This window comes from Microcoleus sp. Z1_B2, assembly GCF_036700325.1.
Classification (GTDB): Bacteria; Cyanobacteriota; Cyanobacteriia; order Cyanobacteriales; family Microcoleaceae; genus Microcoleus.
On the sequence record NZ_JAUBOQ010000008.1, the window covers coordinates 64785 to 84657 of the forward strand.

At 45.2% G+C, this 19873-nt stretch carries 21 protein-coding genes and 1 pseudogene; 9 read left to right on the forward strand and 13 right to left on the reverse strand.

Annotation, left to right across the window (positions count from 1 at the left end; all coding sequences use genetic code 11):
* Positions 1-84: 84 nt before the first annotated feature.
* On the reverse strand, positions 85-2772 hold the full coding sequence (locus QT984_RS06560; RefSeq protein WP_333054613.1) for an AAA-like domain-containing protein: 2688 nt from the start codon (positions 2770-2772) through the stop codon (positions 85-87).
* A gap of 213 nt (positions 2773-2985) precedes the next feature.
* Between QT984_RS06560 and QT984_RS06565 the strand changes: the two genes are divergently transcribed.
* Entirely contained in the window at positions 2986-3765 is a 780-nt protein-coding gene (locus QT984_RS06565) for a 5-formyltetrahydrofolate cyclo-ligase (RefSeq protein WP_333212212.1), read from the forward strand.
* Between the two features lie 13 nt (positions 3766-3778).
* Here QT984_RS06565 and QT984_RS06570 read toward each other — a convergent pair whose 3' ends face one another.
* Both QT984_RS06570 and QT984_RS06575 read right to left on the reverse strand, forming a co-directional pair.
* Positions 3779-4378 (reverse strand): Uma2 family endonuclease, encoded by a 600-nt coding sequence (locus QT984_RS06570; protein ID WP_333373566.1) that lies wholly within the window; start codon positions 4376-4378, stop codon positions 3779-3781.
* A 372-nt stretch (positions 4379-4750) separates the two neighbouring features.
* Complete coding sequence (locus QT984_RS06575) at positions 4751-6619, reverse strand: AAA-like domain-containing protein (protein ID WP_333233536.1); 1869 nt, start codon at positions 6617-6619, stop codon at positions 4751-4753.
* Between the two features lie 276 nt (positions 6620-6895).
* Between QT984_RS06575 and QT984_RS06580 the strand changes: the two genes are divergently transcribed.
* The 3 genes and pseudogenes from QT984_RS06580 (at position 6896) to QT984_RS06590 (ending at position 8233) form a co-directional block, all read left to right on the forward strand.
* A complete protein-coding gene (locus QT984_RS06580) occupies positions 6896-7069 on the forward strand; it encodes a hypothetical protein (RefSeq protein ID WP_333040368.1) in 174 nt (57 codons plus the stop codon).
* A gap of 44 nt (positions 7070-7113) precedes the next feature.
* Entirely contained in the window at positions 7114-7446 is a 333-nt protein-coding gene (locus QT984_RS06585; protein ID WP_333054618.1) for a hypothetical protein, read from the forward strand.
* Positions 7447-7765: 319 nt separating this feature from the next.
* Positions 7766-8233 (forward strand): annotated as a pseudogene (locus QT984_RS06590) (serine hydrolase).
* A 213-nt stretch (positions 8234-8446) separates the two neighbouring features.
* Here the strand turns inward: QT984_RS06590 and QT984_RS06595 are convergent.
* From QT984_RS06595 to QT984_RS06625, 7 genes are all read right to left on the reverse strand, one after another.
* Positions 8447-8818: a DUF4342 domain-containing protein gene (locus QT984_RS06595; RefSeq protein ID WP_333373569.1), complete on the reverse strand. Its 372-nt coding sequence runs from the start codon at positions 8816-8818 to the stop codon at positions 8447-8449.
* 535 nt (positions 8819-9353) lie between these two features.
* Positions 9354-9629: a nucleotidyltransferase family protein gene (locus QT984_RS06600; protein ID WP_333212204.1), complete on the reverse strand. Its 276-nt coding sequence runs from the start codon at positions 9627-9629 to the stop codon at positions 9354-9356.
* Positions 9630-9727: 98 nt separating this feature from the next.
* The gene (locus tag QT984_RS06605) at positions 9728-10075 is read right to left on the reverse strand and encodes a DUF5615 family PIN-like protein (RefSeq protein ID WP_333212203.1); all 348 of its coding nucleotides are present in this window, start codon (positions 10073-10075) and stop codon (positions 9728-9730) included.
* A complete protein-coding gene (locus QT984_RS06610; RefSeq protein WP_333212201.1) occupies positions 10065-10448 on the reverse strand; it encodes a hypothetical protein in 384 nt (127 codons plus the stop codon). The genes QT984_RS06605 and QT984_RS06610 overlap by 11 nt, the downstream gene beginning before the upstream one ends.
* A gap of 128 nt (positions 10449-10576) precedes the next feature.
* A complete protein-coding gene (locus tag QT984_RS06615; protein ID WP_333212199.1) occupies positions 10577-10951 on the reverse strand; it encodes a DUF5615 family PIN-like protein in 375 nt (124 codons plus the stop codon).
* Positions 10935-11177 (reverse strand): DUF433 domain-containing protein, encoded by a 243-nt coding sequence (locus tag QT984_RS06620; protein WP_333212197.1) that lies wholly within the window; start codon positions 11175-11177, stop codon positions 10935-10937. Before QT984_RS06620 ends, QT984_RS06615 begins: the two co-directional genes overlap by 17 nt.
* Before the next feature lie 42 nt (positions 11178-11219).
* The gene (locus QT984_RS06625) at positions 11220-11990 is read right to left on the reverse strand and encodes a hypothetical protein (RefSeq protein ID WP_333212195.1); all 771 of its coding nucleotides are present in this window, start codon (positions 11988-11990) and stop codon (positions 11220-11222) included.
* Between the two features lie 164 nt (positions 11991-12154).
* On the opposite strand from QT984_RS06625, the gene QT984_RS06630 reads away from it, so the two are divergent.
* From QT984_RS06630 to QT984_RS06640, 3 genes are all read left to right on the forward strand, one after another.
* Complete coding sequence (locus QT984_RS06630; protein WP_333373574.1) at positions 12155-14077, forward strand: ATP-binding cassette domain-containing protein; 1923 nt, start codon at positions 12155-12157, stop codon at positions 14075-14077.
* A gap of 178 nt (positions 14078-14255) precedes the next feature.
* Positions 14256-15374, forward strand: a complete 1119-nt coding sequence (locus tag QT984_RS06635) for an AAA family ATPase (protein ID WP_333054630.1) — start codon at positions 14256-14258, stop codon at positions 15372-15374.
* Complete coding sequence (locus QT984_RS06640; RefSeq protein ID WP_333054631.1) at positions 15361-15933, forward strand: hypothetical protein; 573 nt, start codon at positions 15361-15363, stop codon at positions 15931-15933. Before QT984_RS06635 ends, QT984_RS06640 begins: the two co-directional genes overlap by 14 nt.
* 53 nt (positions 15934-15986) lie before the next feature.
* On the opposite strand, the gene QT984_RS06645 is transcribed toward QT984_RS06640, so the two are convergent.
* Positions 15987-16127 (reverse strand): hypothetical protein, encoded by a 141-nt coding sequence (locus QT984_RS06645; protein WP_333211745.1) that lies wholly within the window; start codon positions 16125-16127, stop codon positions 15987-15989.
* Between the two features lie 255 nt (positions 16128-16382).
* Between QT984_RS06645 and QT984_RS06650 the strand changes: the two genes are divergently transcribed.
* Together QT984_RS06650 and QT984_RS06655 are read left to right on the forward strand one after the other, a co-directional pair.
* A complete protein-coding gene (locus QT984_RS06650) occupies positions 16383-17624 on the forward strand; it encodes a hypothetical protein (protein WP_333054632.1) in 1242 nt (413 codons plus the stop codon).
* A 355-nt stretch (positions 17625-17979) separates the two neighbouring features.
* The gene (locus tag QT984_RS06655; RefSeq protein ID WP_333054634.1) at positions 17980-18555 is read left to right on the forward strand and encodes a TIGR04376 family protein; all 576 of its coding nucleotides are present in this window, start codon (positions 17980-17982) and stop codon (positions 18553-18555) included.
* 201 nt (positions 18556-18756) lie between these two features.
* On the opposite strand, the gene QT984_RS06660 is transcribed toward QT984_RS06655, so the two are convergent.
* Positions 18757-19374: a pirin-like C-terminal cupin domain-containing protein gene (locus QT984_RS06660; RefSeq protein WP_333054635.1), complete on the reverse strand. Its 618-nt coding sequence runs from the start codon at positions 19372-19374 to the stop codon at positions 18757-18759.
* Positions 19331-19609 carry a pirin family protein gene (locus QT984_RS06665; protein ID WP_333054637.1) on the reverse strand — a complete coding sequence of 93 codons (279 nt, stop codon included), beginning with the start codon at positions 19607-19609 and terminating at the stop codon, positions 19331-19333. The genes QT984_RS06660 and QT984_RS06665 overlap by 44 nt, the downstream gene beginning before the upstream one ends.
* Between the last annotated feature and the right edge of the window lie 264 nt (positions 19610-19873).

Genomic DNA, 19873 nt, shown 5'->3' on the forward strand with positions numbered 1-19873 from the left:
CCCCTGGCGGACTTGATGGACGACTAACAGACTTGGCGGGCTGACAGCTTAAGTTGACACGAAGAAGGGCACGGTGCGGTGTCCCTACTTGCAGATAGTTGAAACTCTTGTAAAATACTTCGGTTGAGTGGCGAAAAAATTGCAGCTTTGCTTCAGCAATTCTTCTAACCCTTCAACCTGCCTCAACCATACAGTGCCGTTGCTTCCAGCTACAGCAATTTGTTTTCCGTCTCCACTCCAACTGACACTAACAACATTCTCCTCGAACTCAAATTGAGCAACCTGCCGCCCCGCTAAATTCCACAGCCGTACAGTCTTGTCAATTCCCACTGTAGCCAGCCGTTCTCCGTCGGGACTAAAACTAATTGATTTCGCATCAAAATGCAAGGTTTGAAATTCCTTAACTAATTCTTTTTCTGACAGATTCCACAGCCCAACTTTGCCATTTAATGTTACTGTAGCAAAGCGATACTGGTGTTGAGCCGGAGTGAAACTGATCCCAATTGCCTGAATAGGCAGTGTTTTTTTTAGCTTGCCCGACAAATTCCAAAGTCGCACTGTAGATTTGCCATCTAAAGTCGTTATGAAATCACCATTTGGGCTAAAATTTACGCTTCTCACTAAGCCGTTGTGACCTGGGAGTTTCTGGCTAGGCGATACTAATTGTGGCTGTTTTGACAATTGCCAAATTGCAGCATAGCTGTCTATCCCTGCCGCCGCTAATAACTTTCCTTCCGGGCTGAAACTGATGCTGGTAACAGAGCCTTTAATTCCTTTCAAAGTAGCAATATTTTTACCTGATAAATTCCAGATTTTAACTGTGCTGTCCCTTCCTGCGGTCGCTAAAAATTTACCATTTGGGCTAAAATTTACCATATTAACTGACTGCTGGAAAGCTTTCCATTCAGCAATTTTTTGCCCGGAAAAGTTCCATATCCGAACTCTATCGTCTATTCCTGCGGTTGCTAAAATCTGCCGATTTGGGCTAAAATTGACGCTGGTAACGGCATTTTTATGAGCTTGCCACGTTATCTTTCTTGGCGGACTTAATGAGGCTTTAATTTGCTGTGTTTCGCTAATTTTATCGAGAATTATTTGTAAGGCTAACAGCGGTCTAGTTGCCGGGTATTGTTCTAGCTTAGGTTTGTTTTGAACCAAGGTTCTTAATTTTTTCCCGGAGGCGATCGCCCTCAGTAAAGCTTCTGATAAAGCTTCGGTGTTTTCGGTTTTTTGAGATACCGCCAACAGTAAAGCATCGCTGCCATTTTGTTCGATTTCAATACTTGCTTGTGCTAGTTTAAACCGCTGGTAAGCGAGAGTTGAAAAGCCGATCGCCGCCAGTAACGATGCTGCCAGTACCGCAGAACCGATGCCGATCCACTGTTTGGCTTTTTGTTTGGCAGAGTCAGCTTCACTCAAAGCTTTTTCGGCATCACAGACAGCTTTTTTGGTTTCGAGTGTAGCTAAATGCAGCAGTTGATTTTGGTCGCTCAAAATAACTTTCTGGCTAGCAGTCAAAAACTGAAAATCTTCGTTTCTCAAACTTTTGCCGGCCGCCCAAACTAATGCTGACTGCAAATCATCCCCTCGCAACAGTTGGGAATCATCTTCACAGCTAGAATTTAGCCAGACTTTGATGGCTTCCGAGTAAGGCGAGAGTTTTTCTAATTTTTCTTCAATTAACTCTTGGTTAAATACAGCTTCATAAATAGGATTAGAAATGGTTAATTTTTCCCCGCGCTTAACGATTAATCCGCTTAATCGTAACTCCATTTGTTCGGCACTACCATCGGGGACAATTTCAGTTTGCTCTAAAATTTGCTGATACAATCCGAGTCTCCTCACAATCCGCTGGTTTTCTTTGAAAAGCCGATCGCGAATTGTGGACAAATGTTCTGGCACATCTTGAGTTTCCCAATTTTCCACAATTTTCAAGCGCACTACTTTCTCCACCCACTCTTTGGAATTTTGGACTAATTCGGCATTTTCAAAGAGAAGTTTGCACAGCTTTTGAGTCAAAAAAGGCTGCCCGCCAGTCCAATACAATACTTCTCTCAAAACTTCCTGAGAGCTGTCTGTCAGCTCTGCCAACCCCGCTGCTAGCGGTTGAGCTTCTGTTTCGTCAAAACCAGTTAATTCGATCGCCTTGCCAATATTAAAAGGGGTATTGCTGGTGGCATTTTGCTCGCGGCACAAATCCGTCGGCGATGCTACGCCTAAGAGGGCCCAAGTTAGGCGATCGAACTCTGAATTGTTGGCGCGCTTGTTGTAGCACGATCGAATTAAGGCTAAAAAATCGTCGGCGGGAAAATCTAGGGCGAGAATGCTGTCGATTTCGTCAATAAAAATGACAATATTGCTGGAAATGTTGGGTAAGAGTACGGTTTCGATGAATTCGCTCAATCTTTGAACCGGGGTTAAAAAATTGCGATCGCGCCACCAAGTCCGCACGTTGACAATATCCGACAGGTTAAAATTATTTTCGAGGATGCGTAGCAAACCAGCATACCACTGTTCGGGAGTGACGCCGCGGTTGCCAATTTCCGAAATGTCGATCGCAGCACAAGCAATTCCTTCATTTCTCAGCCGCTGAATTGTCCGCACCTGCAAGCTAGATTTGCCCATTTGCCGGGAATTTAAAACATAGCAAAATTCCCCCGCCTTCAATCCGTTATATAAATCGTCGTCGGCTTGCCGCTTCACATAATTGGGAGCGTTATTTGTCAAACTCCCACCGACTTGATAGTAACTGGGTTTTGTGGTATAATCCATAGGATAAAATGGTACAATAAAAAGATCACCTTTTAGTCATTCGGCGGTTTCAACCGCTACTACATCATTTAAAATATCTCTTTACATCTACCGAAACGGGCACAATTAGTAAGGTGCGTCAGATCCGAAATCCTGAATAATTGCCCTATAACGAAAGTCGGACGCACCATACAATTTTAGCGCAGTTTACCGCCACCAATAAGGCCTAATAACATGAAAACTGATTGGACTGGATATAACGACGACAAAGACAAGTTAAGAACAGAAATTTGGTCTTTGCTCAAGCAGCAAGCCGCATCTATTGGCGATCCGTTTGGTCATATTCCCAACTTTGTTGGGGCCCAGTTGGCGGCGGAAAAATTGGCAAATTTACCAATTTGGCAACAAGCAAAAACGATTAAGTGCAATCCAGATGCGGCGCAAAATCCGGTGCGGATGCAAGCTTTGCAAGATGGAAAACGCCTGTATATGGCAGTACCGCGCTTGACAGAAGATCGCTGTTTTGTTGAGTTAACCGCTGAGGATTTGCAGAGACAAAATATATCAATTGCCGAAAGTGCGTTAGCGAAGCCCTCGAAGAGGATCGCCCGCAAAGCTCTCGATTGCGGAAAATTGGTAAGTTTTGCAGAAATGGAGCCAATTGATTTAGTAATAGTCGGTTGTGTAGCGGTGGCGCGCAACGGGGGAAGAACCGGGAAAGGTGCAGGTTTTGCCGATTTGGAATTGGCTATGTTGACAGAATTCGGGTTAGTAGAAATCGATACGCCAATTGTGACAACAGTGCATCCTTTGCAAATAGTCGAAGATTTGCGTTTACCGATGCAAGCTCACGATTGGGCACTGAATTGGATTGTTAATGCTGAGGAGGTAATTGAAACTAATACAACTTATCCGCGTCCAATTGGGTTAAACTGGGATAGTATACGGCCGGAACAGTTGGAAAAAATTCCAATTTTGCGAAAGTTGAGAGAGCAATTAACCAATAACCAATAGCTTGGAATCAAAATCAAGGCAAAAGAGCATCTACAGCGATCGCCCCAATTTCTATCCCTTCAATAATAATTGGTATAACAGCCGATCGCCCAAAATCTAACCTTTGACTGTAATCTGACGGCTCAACTTCAACAAGAGGTTGAGAGTACACCTCAACCAGTCCTTCAACAAGATTCACAATCCAATAAATCGCAATTCCAGCGCGGGCATAAATCCGTTTTTTGACAGTGCGATCGCGCTGAAGCGTCGTATCAGATACTTCAATAATCAGGGCAATATCTTCAGCACCCGGATGGCGATCGAGATACTGTCTTGTATCCCCTCGAACAACCACTATATCAGGTTCTGGTTCGCTGTTAGATAGCGTTATCGGTTCTTGAGAATCGACATACCAACCAGGGGGTAAAATATTCTCTAAAGCTGTTCTGACAAGACGAGTTGTGACTCGATGCGGTGGATTTTTGGGCATTTTGAAAACCAGCCAACCTTCCAGCAATTCTACAGAGTCATCATCGGTGAGAATGCCAGCTTGAATTATCGCATGATACTGCTCGATGCTCAAGCGCAAAATCAGATCGTTCGGAATTGCTGCAACACTTTCGACGGGCGGCATAACTGTCTGGGCGAGTTGATTATTGTTTTATTTTACTGTTTATTTAACGAACCGCGAAGGCGCGAAGGACGCGAAGTAAGAAAGAAGAAGAAGAGGAAGGTAATTTCATAATATATCTACTTTGTGGTGAATACGCGCCATGCAATGAAAGCTGTAAAAGCTAGATAACCAAATACGGCTATCCAATCTAGCCAATTATCGGATGTTATCAAAAAAATATCGTTCATGGGATGTTTTAATCTAAAAATATGTAGATTGTGATTTTTCGTTTGGTGGGGGCGGGTTTATGAGATTGTCAGTTTTAGGCTGTTATTATCGGTGAACCCGCCCCTACAATATCGGGAATTATACGATCGCAAACCGCTTTACATTTTACCCGATCGCGCTCAAGTGCGATCGAAAATATTGTCGGTACAACTCGCACCTCGGCACGCACTCGTTCCCCTGCAATTTCACCAACCCCAAGCTGTCTAATTTAAAAGCCTGCATAGCCTTTAATTGCACCGGAGAGTCCGCCACTACAATCTCTCTCATCCCCTGCGCCAACTCTGGATATTCTTCTAAATTCCACAATTGGCGGCGCAAATGGTCGCTGTAAATTCCAGCATCTGCGATCGCACTTTCTTTTAATTCATCTAGTGTCAAATCCGATCGCGAAATGTGATATAATGCAACTCGCACTAAATACGGATGTCCGCCGACAATTGCCATCAATTCCTCAACTTCTGCCTCCGACCAATTCAAATTATGGCGCGCTGCTAAATCTTGGATTTGCCCAGCGTTGAATTCCGGCAAATCAACGGGAAGTCCGACGTTGAAAGGCGATTGATTGATGTTCATCGGGATGTAAACTTCCGTGGAGTGAACTACAATTAATCGCAGTTTTTTCCAGATGTCGCGCCGCTTCGATTCTTCGTGCCACGCCCGCAGTAGTCCTAAAAAGTCTTCGGCAATGTCGGGATATTGGAAAACGCGATCGATCTCGTCTAATCCTAAAATTAAAGGACTGTCGATTTGCGGCAAAATGTATTTTTCAAAGTAATCTTTGCAGTTAACTTTGCTGCCAAAAATCTCGTCCCAATAATCGTCTAATTGATTTGGTAAGTGCAACTCGCGGCCGACGTAAGCGCAAAACCACTTTAAAAATTTATCTAAGTTGGCGAATACGGCTTTATCTACTAACTGAAAAGTTAGCGGCACGGTGCAATAGCCTTGACGGGATCCGTGATGCAAAATTCTTGCCATCAAGGAAGTTTTGCCCATTTGTCTCGGTGCTTTAATTCTAATTAACGCGCTGGGTTGCACAATAGTTTGATAGCAGCGTTCTTCAATGGGCGGGCGTTCTACATAAAATTGAGAAGCGACATCGACTTGTCCTCCCGGTAATTCTGGTTCGGCGGCGGGTAGAGGTATTTCGTCGCTGCTAATTTCTAATACCTGGTTTTGTGTTAAATCTTCTGTTTCTTCTGTGACTGGTGCGGGAGTTTCTGCTAGCAAGTTCAGAACTTCTTCGATAATAATTGGAGTGTCGGCGGTGGTTTTCCATTCCCTCTGTTTGATGCGGTACAGATAACCCCGCAAATCGTGATTTAGAGGCGCGTTCAGCGGAAAACCGACGCGGATGGGGAGAATTATTGGTTTTTTGTCATGGCGGGAGTCTTGGAGTTCTTTTGCTTGCTGAACTTGATATGTTAGTAGTTCGCTTTGGTTTCCCGTTGGCGGTAACAGTAGCAGCAAATAATCGCATTCTTGGAGGAATAAATTAATGCGATCGAACCAATTATCTCCTAATCTAATATTATTTTCTGCTGTGAAAACTGTATGACCGATCGCGCTTAAGGCCGTTTCTAACTGTTTTCCCAACTCGCGATCGGGTTCGGCGCTGCGATAACTGACAAATACTTTAACAATTCTGCTGCTGGTGGCTGTTTCTCCCGCTGGCGGCAAATTGTCCAGCACGTCTAAATTTTCCGGTTCCTCAAGTTTAGCCGATCGATGGTCGCTAGCAGCCAGAGTCATTTCAAAAGCCGCGAACAACTGTCGAATTTTACTCAAATCCGCACCTTCTCTACCCTGCTTAATTTTGCTGACTGTATCGGCACCAACGCCAGACTCGGCCTCGATTTCAGTCAGAGTACCTCTAATGTTATATCGGTCAGACCATTCTTGGAGCGCCTCGTTAAGTTTCTTTAAGCCAGAGGCAGTGAGAATGCGACCACGATCGCGTTTTGACTTGAGCACTTCGCTTGCACTGAAAGGGGAACGAATCTAGAAATTTTAACGCCTTAAGTCCCTATTTTAGGCGATTTTAAGGAAGATAGTCAGCCAGCCGGAATTTAAGGGATTTTACTTGAAGAGGTTTTTGGGGCGATCGACTCCTCAAACTCTGTCCTGATAACGGCTTCAACAGTTGAATATATTTGAGGATAAAAAGTTTTTCTTAACTCCCCAATCTCCGCCACTACTCACCACTTAACTTTTTAGAGTAGATACACCAAGCAAAAAAGGAGCAGCCAAATGAGCAAAATCTTACACAGACTGGCAATGGCCGCTTTGGGAACCGCCGCCATTTTCACAATTAATACACTTAATAATTTAACAGAAGCATCAGCGGCTGGTAAATTTGACGAACCAGAAATTTATCAAAACACAGTTTTTCCACTTGGCGTACCGGGTCAGTTCCATAAATAGGGCAATCCATTGATTGATTGATTTAATTGAATTAAGGAGAAATTATGAAGTCTACACTGTGTTCACCACAACCTATAGCTACCAAATCTGATTCCGTTGACGCTGAGGCGATCGATGCCTGCACTGCACTTGCGTGGGTGGAATTGGTAGCATTAGATGCCAGCGCTCTGACGGGGGATGATTGGCTGGCTTTGTGCGATGATATAGATAGCGGGGAAATCTACCGCTGCTGGTTTTTGTGGTGCGATCGCGAAGTTAGCGGTAATTGGGAAGCTTACGATCCTTTGAGCGATCGCCGATTTGTTGCTAAAGGAAAAGTTTTTCTCAAAGCCGCGATCGACTCGCTCGAAGATGCTAGAAATCGGGAAGTCGCCTAACTTGGATTCATCTCAGGTGAATAAAATTTGTGTCTACAAAACAAGAATTCTGCCACTAGAATTCGCCCCTGTACAAACTTTCGTCTCCCTCCGCCAGACTCGAAAAAAAAGGGGTAATATAACCGCATTTGATAGGAGTCCCGGAAACGGAATACTCTCAAAGAAAATAAAAAAAATACGGCTGCGGGCAAGAGTTGACTGTATGATGCTAGGTGCTTCGTATCGAAAGCGGTTGATAACGTTTTTCCAGCCGCTTTCTCGCTGCGGCCATTCAACTCTTTCTCTTTAAACATGACTCTAAAACTGCACAGCCACCAAAATGATTATTGAACGTTTGGGGGGAATTACTAAACTCAACGAACGTTTTCGCAGTTTGGGATTAACTGATACGATAATTCGCAATTGGCTCGGTGATTTTTAAGGAACAAATACCACAAGTTCTGTGGATATGGTAAAGCTGCTGGCGATGCTGTCTCGCGATAAATTAGTTTCTGAATCCAGTCGCGAACAAGCTTGAGAATTACTGCGGCACACAACAACTAGAACGCTGTTGCCTTCAGGTTTGGGTCCCGGTGCAGTTATTGCGGACAAAACCGGAGATATCGGCTTTGTGGTTGGCGATGCGGGAATTATTGATATGCCCAACGGTAAGCGTTATTTAGCCGCAATCTTTGTCAAACGTCCTTACAATGACCCGATTGTGAGAGATTTTGTCCGTCGAATTTCGCGGATTGTTTACAATTATTTAGACCAACCTGCGGCGAGAGTACCGGAGAAGTTACGTTGATCAGACAATTCGGCGATAGAAATCGCTACTAAACAAACAAAGTCCGCCTTCGCGGACTTGAAGAGAAGATTTTTAATTACTAATCACTATTAGACTTCTTGCAAAAATAATTAGGACGGGCTCTTCGGCCCATCCCACAAGAGTTATTTTTTCTTGTGGGATGGGCCGAAGAGCCCGTCCCATCAATTGAGGGAAAGGATTTTTGCAAGAGCTCTATTCTTTGCGCTCGACAGCCACAGTCAAATGAGCCGCAACTGCCCCCACTGTAGCAAGTACAGCAGCAATGGGAAAGACTACTGATCCTGCAACGCCACCTACCAATCCCGCCATCAGCGGAATGTCTGCCAAAGTCCGCCCTTGCGAGTTTTTGATGACAAGGCGGCGGAGTTTTCCTTGCTGAATTAGTTCTTTGACTTTACCAATTAGGCTGTCGCCGCTAATCTTAAATTCTTCCACTCTGACTTTTTCCTCTGTGGCAAATTCTGAGGCAAATACATGAGTTTCAACTGTTGGGTTGGCTGAATTCCCTGCCGCTGCTGTTTCGTCTTGTAGAATTGTTACTTGTTGTTCTATTTGTGAGTTCATTTTGTGTAAGGGCGGGTGAAAACCAGCCGTTTAATTTCTATACCCTTATCTTCGGCGATCGCACTTGGGAATGACAGGCAAGGAAACCCTACAATCTGCATTCGTACTTTCCACCCCTGCCTTTTTACTCACAACATTATTTTTGTGGCGTTAGATCAGGGCGGGTTTATGTATTCCTAAAGGTAGAGCAGATATTGTGGAAACAACCCGTCTCTAGATACAAGTAAGGTGCGTATGCCAGCTATGCCAAGATGGCTGCTGTCTGTTGAATCTTTAAGTTGGACACCAATCGGCGATCGCTTGCACTTACCCAGAAAGCTAACGATTTTGCTTGCCTAATCTCGGCTGAAAACAGATAACCTTAACGGACTTTTCGCCGATCTGTTTAAGCAGTCGATCGGCACGACTTCTTATCAATACCCGATCGCGCCACGGGTAAAACGGGAGAAGCAGTTGTTGAAATAAAAAGAGCGATCGATTAAGGAAGTGCGAGACCAGTTATTTGACATAAATAGTTTGAGCAGTAGAGAGAATTTCAAAGGCGGCGAATCCAGTTGGAACTGCGATCGATCGCCCGTTTACTGATTAGATCGACTCGTCTACTTAGCACTGCTTCGAGTTCTTCCTGCATTTGGGCGCGATCGAGTAGACGCCCGTTGGCTGTGGGGGCAAAAGCAACTAGGATATCGATGTCGCTGTCTGCATGAAAGTCGTCACGAAGTATCGAACCAAAGAGGGAGAGTTCGATGATTTGCCACTGTTGGCAGAATTTGGTGATTTGGTCAATTGGCAGGGCGAGATCGGTTTTCATTCAGCCTCCTTTGTCTAGCAGAAACTAGGTTTCGATAAAATTGTATAATAGCTGCTAACAATGAGACTTATATTTTGCATTTTTACATAAATTTCTCATTAATAATTCCATTGATTCCGAACCACAAACTGATTATTGAGTTCATATTCGGCTGTTTCTAAATTATCAATTGCCTTCACTATCGCCTGATAACTCATATTCTTAGAAGCTTCAGAATCTTGATAAACTGCCAAAATTCCTGAATGTTCTGGGTTCGCTTGATGCAATTGCTGAAAGTCATCACAATTGCGTGTAAGCAGCACTCTCTCATTTTCTCTGGCAGCGTCTAGCACGACTGAATCTGGATGATTCATTAAATTTAATGTATTGACTGTGGCTACATCGTGACCGGCTGCCTGAAGAAGATTGACTAAATACTTGGCTTGAGAATCTTCGTCAAGCAGCATTCGTAGACTGAACTTGGACTCCTTTTACTTCCAATCGATAGCGTTCCTCGTCTGCTTCTAATTTTAAAATTTCTTGATTATTCTGACAGTAATCAATCGCCTCATAGATAGCAGACAGGGGTAAATCCCAATTTTCGGCAGCTTGTTCGGGTGACATCTGATTGGCAGTCATGTCTCGCCAAATAGTCGATGCCAGTAATTTACGTCCCTTAATGTAAAGTTGTTTGCGCCAAGGATGAGGACGTGCAATTAAATATTGCCAATTCTCGATTTCTGGTGTACTTTGCAGGGATTGAACGATCGCACCTAGCAGGGCAAGGCGATCGCTGACTGATAGTTGGCTGGCTTTTTCTTTAAGCTCTTGCAAGGACATAAAAAAATACTCCAACAAAGGTTGGTATCTGAATTATAGTACATTGGAAGGCGTGGACAATCGAGATTGACATAAACCTTTTGAGCATCAGGGTCACGTAAATGACTGTTTATACTGATGACTATTTTTTAGACATCCGGTATGAGTGGCAGACGACGAATACGAATACGGCTTGGCTCGACCGAAATGGCCGCTCCTTGTTCTAAATCCTCCTCGCACTCAGCAATTACCATCAGCAGTAAATCCGTTAATGCTTGGGCGCGTAACCTTTCAATCCGAACGCGAATAACTGAAGGAGAAGCTGCTTCATCAAGTGCTAGCAATGTATGAAAATCCGCATCGAGTGTAACAACCACACGTTCCTCAAATCTGGCTTTCTGGATGATTTCGGTATCTTCGGCTTGAGACATACCAATTTCACCAACATGGATGGTTTCGATACCTGCATCACGTAATAATGCTGCCGCCGAAAGTGGTAATCCCTGGTCAAGCAACAGCTTCATAATGATTAGGTAGCTCAATGATGCGATCGTCAAGGTAACAAGATACAAAAACTAGGGCTTGCCGGATATCTTCATCCTCTAGTTCGGGAAACTCTTGATGTAGCTCTTCTCGATCGGGATAAGTTGCTAGCAGCTCAATCACTCGACGAACAGTAAGCCGAAGATCGCGAATACATGGTTGCCCGTTCATCCGCTTTGGATTGCTTGTAATACGATCTATTTTCATTTTGACCCTCGCAACCTCAAGAGTAGTTCTGACGAAACCATATCAAGTGTCCCAGTTAAGTGGAGTTGGTCTCTCTATTTTAGTCGTTCTGTAGATCCCGTCTACGCGCACAAAATCGTCAGCGTTGGCACTTTCAGCTTTGATAATTTCTCCCCAAGGGATGTATTCATAATCAGGCAACCAAGCATCTTGCCTTCGCAGGAGAAAATCAAGAAAAAGTCTCGAATCTCTTAAACTATCTTCAGTTACTTTGAGCGTGCATTCTTCAGTGCGAAATTTGTAACCAACATGAGTACCACTGGTAATATAAATATCCCATTTCTTGGGGTTCCAACCGTCGGCTATGGGCGTACCCCGCGCTTCCATTTCCTCTGCATATTCCGGTAATTCTTGGGGTGAAATCTCAAAAACCTCTTCGGTGTAATCTACTCCCCACTCGAACTCTTCAATACATTTACCATTCTCAAATAGCTGATACGCAGAACAACCTGATGTATCTTCATTCTGTAAATAAATGCATCGAGTTTTCAATGACTCAGACACCTGAGAAACCTTGCTATCTACACACACATTGATTGGAAAAACTATACTCCACGGATGTCCTTTATACTGATATATAAGTGACATCCAGCAATCACTAGGATGATACTGCTTACCCCATACGTTTAGCTCTAAATTGCCACCAAATACTTTGGCAATCACCGGACTGCTTAATTCAATGGGAGCTTTGACTAAAAGAATGCCAACCTTATTTGCTTCCAGTTCTATAAACTGAAAACCGCGCCTTTTTGATAGTGCTACTTCTGATATCATAGAAAAACAAAGCGTCTAGTGTGAAAATAATTTGGAACCTTCACTTTTTTAGTCGAGATTGTTTCTATAGTTGTGTCACAAATGCGTTACAATATATGATATAACCTAAAATACCGCAATTCGCTCACCGATGTCAAAAGTTAGGTAGATAATTTTATATACTCATGACTATTTTTACTCTACGATCGATCAAAAAAGACTTCGGCATCAAGGAACTCTTGACAGATGCCAGTTTCAGCCTCGATGAAGGCGATAAAGTCGGACTCATCGGCACAAACGGTTCCGGCAAATCAACCCTGCTGAAAATGATTGCGGGTATGGAGTCGATCGACTCTGGCGATCGCTGGGTCAATCCAGGGTCTACAATTGTCTATCTTCCCCAACAGCCGGATTTAGACGAAAATCACACTGTCTTAGAGCAAGTATTTGCCGACAGTGGCGAACAAATGGCTTTAGTGCGCGAATACGAGGAAATTTCCGATCAATTGTCCCACGGCAAAGGCGATACAGACAAGTTGATGGCGCGTCTGTCTGCGGTGTCTGAACGCATTGATGAGGTGGATGCGTGGGACTTGGAAACCAAGGCGAAATTGATTTTGACCAAGTTGGGGATTGAGGATTTTGATGCGAAAATTGCCGATTTGTCCGGCGGCTACCGCAAGCGAATTGCCTTAGCAACGGCTTTGTTGTCGGAGCCCGATGTCTTACTGATGGATGAACCGACAAACCACTTGGATGCGCTGTCTGTGGAGTGGTTGCAGAATTATTTGAACGGCTATCGCGGTGCTTTGCTGCTGATTACGCACGATCGCTATTTTCTCGATCGCGTTACCAATCGCATCCTGGAGATCGATCGCGGCGACCTTTACAATTATGCTGGCAATTACGCTTATTACTTGGAGAAAAAAGCCTTAGCTGAAGAATCGGCCGCCAGCACAGTTCGCAAACACGCGGGTGTATTGCGGCGCGAATTGGAATGGCTCAAACGCGGGCCGAAGGCGCGCAGTACCAAGCAAAAAGCTCGGATCGATCGCATTAAAGATATGCGAGCCCAGGAGTTCAAAACAGCCAACGGCAAAGTCGAAATTGCCACAGCGGGCCGCCGGATTGGTAAGAAGGTTATTGAGTTACTGAATATCTCTAAAGCTTACGGCGATCGCACTTTAATTAAAGATTTTACCTACAATTTCACACCCGAAGACCGGATAGGAATTATTGGCTGCAACGGTGCGGGAAAATCGACGCTGATGGATATCATCACCGGACGCATTCAGCCGGATTCGGGTACTGTCGAAATTGGCACAACCATTCATATCGGTTATTTTGACCAGCATTCAGAGGATTTGACGCCGAACGAAGACCAGCGAGTTATTGAATACTTGAAAAGTGTGGCGGAGTTGGTGCAAACGGCGGATGGCGAAATCATTACCGCTTCTCAAATGTTGGAAAAGTTTCTGTTTCCACCGAACCAACAGTATGCACCGATTAACAAACTTTCTGGCGGGGAAAAGCGCCGGTTATTTCTGTTGAAAGTGCTGATGAGTGCGCCAAACGTGCTGATTTTAGACGAACCGACAAACGACCTGGACGTGCAGACTTTGGCGGTTTTGGAGGATTATCTCGAAGATTTTAACGGCTGCGTGATTGTGGTGTCCCACGATCGCTATTTTCTCGATCGCACGATCGACATGGTTTTCGCATTGGAACCTGGCGGCAATTTGCGCTTGTATCCCGGCAATTATTCAGTGTATTTAGATTACAAGAAAGCCGAAGAAGCCAAGGAAATAAAAGGGCAAAAAGAAAAAGAAAAAGTTACGCGTACTGTTGAATCTAACAATTCAAAACCCACAAATTCCCCTCAAAAAGCTCCCAAAGTCTCCTTCAATGAGAAGCGGGAATACGAACAATTAGAAAGTCAAATCCCGAAAATGGAAGCTGAAAAAGAAGACATTGAGAAGATTTTGTCTCACAATGCTCCGAGCGAGTTTGCCGAGATGAAGAAGTTATCGGATCGTTTGGCTCAGTTGACGCAGGAGATCGATCGGGCGACTGAGCGCTGGTTGGAATTGGCGGAACGGGTGGGTTAATTTGGGTTGTCCGAATGTTGTGTTTAGCTCCTGTTAATAATGACAGGAGCTATAGCAATCCTTGCAGGAGTCGTAAATTTTTTACCCCACCCCAACCCTCCCCTTGGTAAGGGGAGGGAGTAAGAAATTCACAAATGATTTAGGATTGCTATAGAGTAATTATGAGTGAAATAATCCCATGCTGAAACGAATATATATTGACAATTTTCGCTGTTTGGTAAACTTTGAACTTGACTTTGATGCCATTAATCTATTTCTGGGTTCTAACGGATCGGGTAAATCAACAGTTTTTGAGGTGTTGCAGAAAATCCAAGCATTGGTCAGCGGCGACAGTAAGGTTGAAGGAATTTTCAAACCTGCGGACTTCACCCGCTGGCAAACTTTACAAATTCAGCGTTTCGAGCTAGAAATTCTCGGTAATGGCGGCTGCTACAAATATCAATTACAAATCGATGAGTATGGAGATAAATGTCGTGTTAGGTACGAGAGTCTGCTCTTTGATAACCAGCCTTTACTACAATTTGAATTCGGCGAAGTTCAACTCTATCGAGATGATTATTCACCGGGCCCGAAATACCAGTTTGACTGGTCGCAATCTATTCTGCCTTCATTAATGCCAAGAAACGACAACACGAAGTTAACTTGGTTTAGAGAACGGATGGCGCGATTTATCATCGTGCAAGTTGTTCCCAGCTTGATGGTTGATGAAAGTAGCCAAGAACAAATGCGTTTGAGTCCTCGGATGGAAAATTTTGTTTCTTGGTATCGCTACTTATCTGAAGATCAAGGTAAAATTGCTGAGATTGGAAATATTTTAAGAGATGTTTTGGATGGATTCAACAATTTTAAGTTTGAGCGAGTAAGCGAAGATAATTTGGTATTAAAACTGCGGTTTTCAGGAGAAAAAGATAACAGCAAGCCAATTGAATATCGTCTCAGAGAATTGTCGGACGGACAAAAAACATTAGTGGCTTTATACGCGCTGATTTACGGTACAAAATCGGAAGATTATACCTTGTGGATTGATGAACCGGAAAACTTTTTAGCATTACCAGAAATTCAACCCTGGCTGATTGAGCTTTATGACCTTTGTAGCGATGAAAAAGTTCAAGCATTACTAATTTCTCACCATCCTGAGTTAATTAACTATCTTTTAGCTTCACGGATTGGCTATTGGTTTGAGCGTCAAAGCAATGCTGCTGTTCGAGTCAAACGAATTAGCAATGAAGTAGCTGACAATTCGGGATTGCCAGTTTCTGAACTGATTGCACGGGGATGGTTGAATGAGTCAGCGTAGAGTTCAGATTGTCATTCTCTGCGAGGATCTACAGCAGTTTGTTTTTGCGCGTTATTTCCTAAAAAGGAGAGGTTTTACAGGTAGATTTCGGGCTAATATTTGTCCGAAAGGTAGCCAAGCTGGAGAACAGTATGTACGCACTCAGTATCTGGCGGAAGTGAAAGCTTATCGCCAGAATAGAAACCGGGTGGCGATTGGATTAGTTGTGTTAATTGATGCAGATACGGGTACGCTGGCAGCAAGACTTAATTGGTTAGCTAGTGTGCTTGATGAACATAAGCAGGAAAATAGGGAACCGAATGAGGCGATCGCGATTTTTGTTCCCAAGCGCAATATTGAGACTTGGATACACTATTTGCAGGGAGATTATTTGCAGGGAGAAACTGTGAATGAAGAGGATGCTTATGCAAAATTTGAGAAGAATGAGGCTATTTGCAAACGCCCTGTTGAGGATTTAGCCGATCGATGTTATTCTCAGAGCTTACCAGAAAATGCGCCGCTATCGCTTCAGGCAGCTTGTGGGGAATTACAGCGGTTGTTACCACTGTTGCAGCCATGAGTTATGAGAAAATCTGCAACCTGTCATTACTGTCAAGCAAACTGACCAAAAACTTAAGACGGATAAAAGTCTGAAATCGTTGTCAAAGCTGCAAAGCCATCGCAAACAGCGGCAAAAAACCCGCTTTTTTTGCGATCGCCCCAAGTAAAGCTGTATGTCACAAACTGCGAAGCCCCGGAGGGTGGGGTTGACAAAAGCAGTAGAATATGCAGTAAAAGTCAGGGTAAGCAAGTAAGACTGGCAGCAGAAAACAGGGGCGAAAAGGCACAAAACAGGTAAAACAAAAGTCGATCGGGCAAAGTAAGTTGGTCGAGGACTAAAAATATGGTGATGGGTGAGATACAATTGACCTGTTCTGAGCCAAGAATTGGTCAACATCACAAGTATCCTGTAGAAGTCTGAAGTTGAGAATCTCAGGGTTGTCGAGGAGCGGGAGCAAACAGAAAACTATGCCTCAAAAAGTAATCGCCGAACAGATGTCTTTGGAATCAGCGTCAGAGCCGATCGCCGTGAGGGCGACGGTGGAAACAGTGCCAGCCGAAGCAGTGGCAGTAGAGTCCTACGCCGATCGGTTGATGGACGAACTGTTTGAAGGAGTCGATCGAGCATTCGACGGCAGCGGCGGACTGCCATCGGAACCAGTGCAGCCAGAATTCGTGGCCCTCAAGTCGATCTCGGTACCTCAAATAGTTTTGTCGCAGTTGGCACCCCCCCAGTCGCAGCGGGGCGAAAAAGACGTAGAAGCGATCGCCCGCCAAGTCGCCCTAGAAACAACCAAAAAACAGCAGTCCAAACAATCATTCGACAGAATGCTGCTGGGAGCAGCATTTGGGTCGCTGCTGCTAGTCATGGGGTTATGGCTCGCGAGCAGGTCGGGACTCGTGCGCTTGCCCGCCGCCCCCGCACCAGAGACACCCGCAGCAAGTGGCAAAACAGCACCAGACACCCCGTTTGTGGAATACGTGCAGCGCTCCCTAGAAGCGATCGAACAAAAAAAAGCACCCCAGGCTAACCCCCAACTTGCAGGAGTTCCCGCAGCCCCCACCCCAGGGACGCTGCCGAGCATTCAAATTTCCGGCGCGCCGCCGGCAACCGCAGGTCTTTCGACAGCAGTCAACCGCATCGCTGATGCCCTAGAACAAGCCGGCGCACAGCCGGGAGCACCAGCACCCCAAATCGTAGTGATCCCTCCCCCCGCTCAGGTGACTGTGGCTCCGCCTGCTCAGGTGGCTGCGGCTCCGGCGGCTCCTGCTGCTCCTGCTGCTCCTCAAACCGCGGCAGTTTCCCCCTCACCGGCTGCTCCAGCCTCCGGTCGTGCGATCGCCGCTGCGGGAAATCGAGATCCCCTCGCCGCTTCCCCTTCCCCCTCGGAGTCTCCCCAGCCAAAGATTTTGGCTCGCGAAACCGAACCGGCACCAGCGCCCGCAGCAGCCCAGCAATCTGCGCCCGCGCCCGAGCAATCGGCACCGGCCGTTAGCAGCGCCTCCACTTCCGCCCACACGCTGGTAGGGATTTTGGAGTTGGGCGATCGATCGGCTGCTTTGTTTGAAGTAGACGGCGTAGCCCGCAGAATTTATGTCGGCGAAAGCATCGGCGCTAGCGGTTGGACGCTGGCAGAAATCAAAAATCAAGAAGCAGTGATTCGCAAGGGAGGAGATGTGCGATCGGTTTTTGTCGGCCAAAAGTTCTAATCAGTCATCAGTTATGAGTCATTAGTCATCAGTCATTAGTTATGAGTTAGGTAATGGTAATTGGTGATTGGCAATTACGAGGCTGTACCTCACCGTTGAAAACAGTTAGTTATAATAACCGACAACTAATGACCGATGATCGATCGCCAGTGACTAAGAACCAATGACTAATAACTAATGACCAATGACTAATGACCGAAAGCATCCAGGATACAACCCCCCGGATTCATGTGTGGAGAAATAAAAAACCTGTATCCGATAAACTTGCCCCCGAATTTATCTCGCGCAAGTCAATGCTAAAATCTAAAATCTAAAATCTAAAACCTAAAATCGATTGACTGAGGAATTATAAAAAATGGGCTTATTTGATGATTTCAGCCGCTTTCTAGAAACCCGATTAGAAGAATTTTTGCGTAGCAATCCCCATCTCGAATTGCAGGCAATAGAAGAACAACTGAAGGAACAAGAAGAAGACACTCTGCGACTGATTCTCGATATCCAAAAACAAGAGAAAAAACTGCAAGCCGAAATTCTCTCCGCCGCCCAAGAAATTCAGCGCTGGAACGATCGCATCAACAAAGCTAAAGCTGCTCAAAGGCTCGATTTAGCTCAAGCCGCCCAAGAGCGACAAGCCGCTTTGCTGCGTCAGGGAAATCAGCGCTGGGGTCAAATGCAAGGCTGCAAAGAACGGATTGAAAAAGCAAAAGAACTGTACCGCCAAATTCAAGTACGGCGAAAAGAAGTCCGAGCCAAAGCGGCAGAAGCCGCAACTCGCCCTACCACTAAAACAGAGCCAAATTGGGATACAAAGGGTTGGAATCAGAGTTCAAATTATAACAGTTTTAATGCGGCAGATCCTTTAGAAGAAAAGTTTCAACGCTGGGAAGCAGACGAAGAACTCGATCGAATGAAGCGCAATATAGGCAGATAGGGCGTTGCTGATTTACGGTATGAAAAGCTCAATATGCAAGTCATATAAACCAGTACCCACAAAGCTTCCCGATTTCCCACTGATTTTTTTCATACCCTGATTAAGCAACGCCGATTTTGAAATAATATTCGTGAAGATTAGAGTAAAAAAGACAAATTATGCATCAAAAAACAGTTTTTAAAGTTAAATCTCTGCGGTTATTCACAACGGTTGCTCTGCTTGAGAAGGTGGCTCTTCGGGCAGCGGAATAAACTCTGTCTCTTGAGGAACCTGAGCAAAGCGTCCCTCTCTCCAATCGAGTTTAGCTTGCTCAATGCGCGAGTGCCGACTCGAAACAAAATTCCACCACTTATGGCGCTCACCAACAGGTTCACCGCCAATCACAATACAACGAGCCTTGGCTGAAGCAGAAATGTTTACTTCAGTGCCTGAATTTAGAACCGCTAACCGATGTTGTTCCAGAGGCTCTCCATCGATCGCAAGCCCCTCTGTTACGCTGTAAACCGCCTGTTCGCTGTAATGGCCCGGTAAGGTAAATTCTCTTCCAGCAGTCAGTTGCACGTCCAGATAAATCATGGGTGAAAATATTTGAACTGGGGAAGTGCGATCGTATGCCTCACCCGCAATCAGGGTGAACGAAACTCCTGCGTCCTCCCAAACAGGCAGTTCAGTTGCCGGATGATGCCGAAACCAGGGGTCGGTTTCTTCGTATTCATGGGGAAGGGCTATCCAAGTTTGAATGCCATGCAGGATGGCTTCTTTGCTGCGATCGTCGTCAGGCGTGCGTTCGGAGTGGACAATGCCTCGCCCTGCCGTCATCCAGTTCACCGCACGCCTGACGGATTTCTTGAACGCTGCCCACACTATCACGATGCAGCAAAACACCTTCAAACAGGTAGGTGACGGTTGCTAAGTTGATGTGCGGATGCGGTCTGACATCCACGCCCCGGCCGGGTGGAAACACCGCAGGGCCGAGATGGTCAAAAAAGATGAACGGGCCTACCAGTGCTAAAACGTCTGAGGGAAGCAAGTGACGGGCTTGGAATCCACCCAAATCTTGAATGTGTGGCTCATTGACATACTCACTGACCTGAAGGTACGGTGATTCTTAAGCCTCGCGACTTAAGTTTCTGCTTCTTCGCAACTGCCTCCACCCTCAAAGAGTTTTGGTCTTATGTTCGCTCCACAGACTAACCCCGCAAGAGAAAGCGGTTTTTACGTGTCGAATACCAAACGGAATTCTTCTCCTGTTTTGATTCTAGGGTTAGACTTCCATTGCCCTATCCTCTTTTCCCGGTCTACCGATTTTGCTTCGCCG